The 1,495-nt window shown below is 65.4% G+C and carries 2 protein-coding genes and 1 pseudogene; 2 read left to right on the plus strand and 1 reads right to left on the minus strand.

Annotated elements, in window-relative coordinates:
• Positions 1–214, plus strand: a pseudogene (locus EOA33_RS39975) (TetR/AcrR family transcriptional regulator); the annotation flags it as partial.
• On the opposite strand, the gene EOA33_RS35420 reads toward EOA33_RS39975, so the two are convergent.
• Entirely contained in the window at positions 147–1,103 is a 957-nt protein-coding gene (locus EOA33_RS35420; RefSeq protein WP_126058799.1) for a LysR family transcriptional regulator, read from the minus strand. The pseudogene EOA33_RS39975 and the gene EOA33_RS35420 sit on opposite strands and share 68 nt — an antisense overlap.
• 109 nt (positions 1,104–1,212) lie before the next feature.
• Between EOA33_RS35420 and EOA33_RS35425 the strand changes: the two genes are divergently transcribed.
• The coding region (locus EOA33_RS35425) for an NAD(P)H-dependent oxidoreductase (protein ID WP_190234490.1) at positions 1,213–1,495 on the plus strand (283 nt) is incomplete at its 3' end.

Genomic DNA, 1,495 nt, shown 5'->3' on the forward strand with positions numbered 1-1,495 from the left:
GCGCGAAGGCTTCGTCGCGGCGATGCGCGAGCAGTCCATGGCAAGACTGCCAATCGAGCCGCTGACCGCATTGCTCGCCGCTGCCTTCGACCGCGCCGCGCTTGCCGTCGAAGCGGGAGCATCGAGCGGCGACTACCGCGCCGTGCTCATGGCGCTGATCGACGGTCTGTCTCCGGCTCCTCCTCGGTCCACACGCCCGGCTCCATCTCGTTGAAGCAGCCGAGCCCTCGTTTGAACCGGTCGATCAGCCAGGCCGCAGCCGGCTTCGGGCTGCTGTCATTGCGATGCATGGCAAAAAGCGGCGAACGCGCCTCCCTGAAGACCTCGAGGTCGAGCTCCACCAGCCTGCCGCTTGCCAGATCGTCGGCGATCAGCCAGCGCGGCAGGCCTCCCCAGCCAAGCCCCTCCCGCATCAGCATATGCTTGGTGCGCATGTCGGTCAGCCGCCATGTGCGGTAGGCGAAGACGCCGAAATCGCGTCCCTTGGTGCGCTCGGACTGGTCGGTGACGACGAGCTGCGTATGTTCGCGCGCATCCTCGAGCGTCACAGGCTTCGGCAGCAGCGCCAGTGGATGGCTGGGCGCGGCGGCCAGCACGATCGACATGAAGCCGATGCGCACGAGGTGGACGTCGACCTCGCCCAGCATGCCGCCGATACCGAGGTCGGCCTGCCCGCTGAGCACATGATCGGGAATGACGCCAAGCGTGCCGATATGCAGGCGCAGCATCACGGTCGGAAACTGCGCCTCGAACGCCTTCAGCACCCGCACCAGCACCGGCGACGGCAGCGCCGCATCGACCGACAGCGCAACTTCGGCCTCCAGTCCCTGATGATGGCCGTCGACCCGCGAGCGCATCCGCTGCAGCACGCCGATCATGCGCCGCGCATCTTCGAGCATCGCCCGTCCGACATCGGTCAGTTGCGGTTCGCGCGTCCCCTCGCGCTCGAACAGTTTCAGCCCAAGCTGCGCCTCCAGGTTGGCGATACCATAGCTGATGACGGATTGCGCCCGGTTCAGCTTGCGGCCGGCGGCCGAGAAACTGCCGGTGTCGGCAACCGCCACCAGGATCTGCAACTGGTCGAGCGTCGGATTGGGCTGCATCGTTATATCTATTTTGTGGATGGATCGTATAGAAAATATACCAGTTTTTCGAATGAGTCGAGCGACCCATATTCAGCGGGACAGTTCAATCCCACTGGAGAGCCCCGCAATGTCCATTCTTCTTGTCACCTCGAGCCCGCGCGGCGCCGCCTCGCACTCGACCCGCATCGCCACCGAGCTTGCCAACAAGCTGCTTGCCGCCGATCCGTCGAACACGCTTGTCGTGCGCGATCTCGTCGCCAATCCGCTGCCGCATATCGATCCCGACTATTCGACCGGCATCAACACGCCCGCCGAGGCGCGCAGCCAGCGCCAGGCCGAAGTCGTCGGCGTCTCCGACGCGGTGCTCGACGAGCTGTTCGCCGCCGACACCATCATCCTCGCCACCGGCT

Source organism: Mesorhizobium sp. M4A.F.Ca.ET.050.02.1.1 (genome assembly GCF_003997725.1).
In the GTDB taxonomy this organism is placed as follows: Bacteria; Pseudomonadota; Alphaproteobacteria; order Rhizobiales; family Rhizobiaceae; genus Mesorhizobium.

Coding starts and splice junctions, on each gene's coding strand:
- EOA33_RS35420 (WP_126058799.1), bottom strand. CDS start 1,103: ATGCAGCCCAATCCGACGCTCGACCAGTTGCAGATCCTGGTGGCGGTT.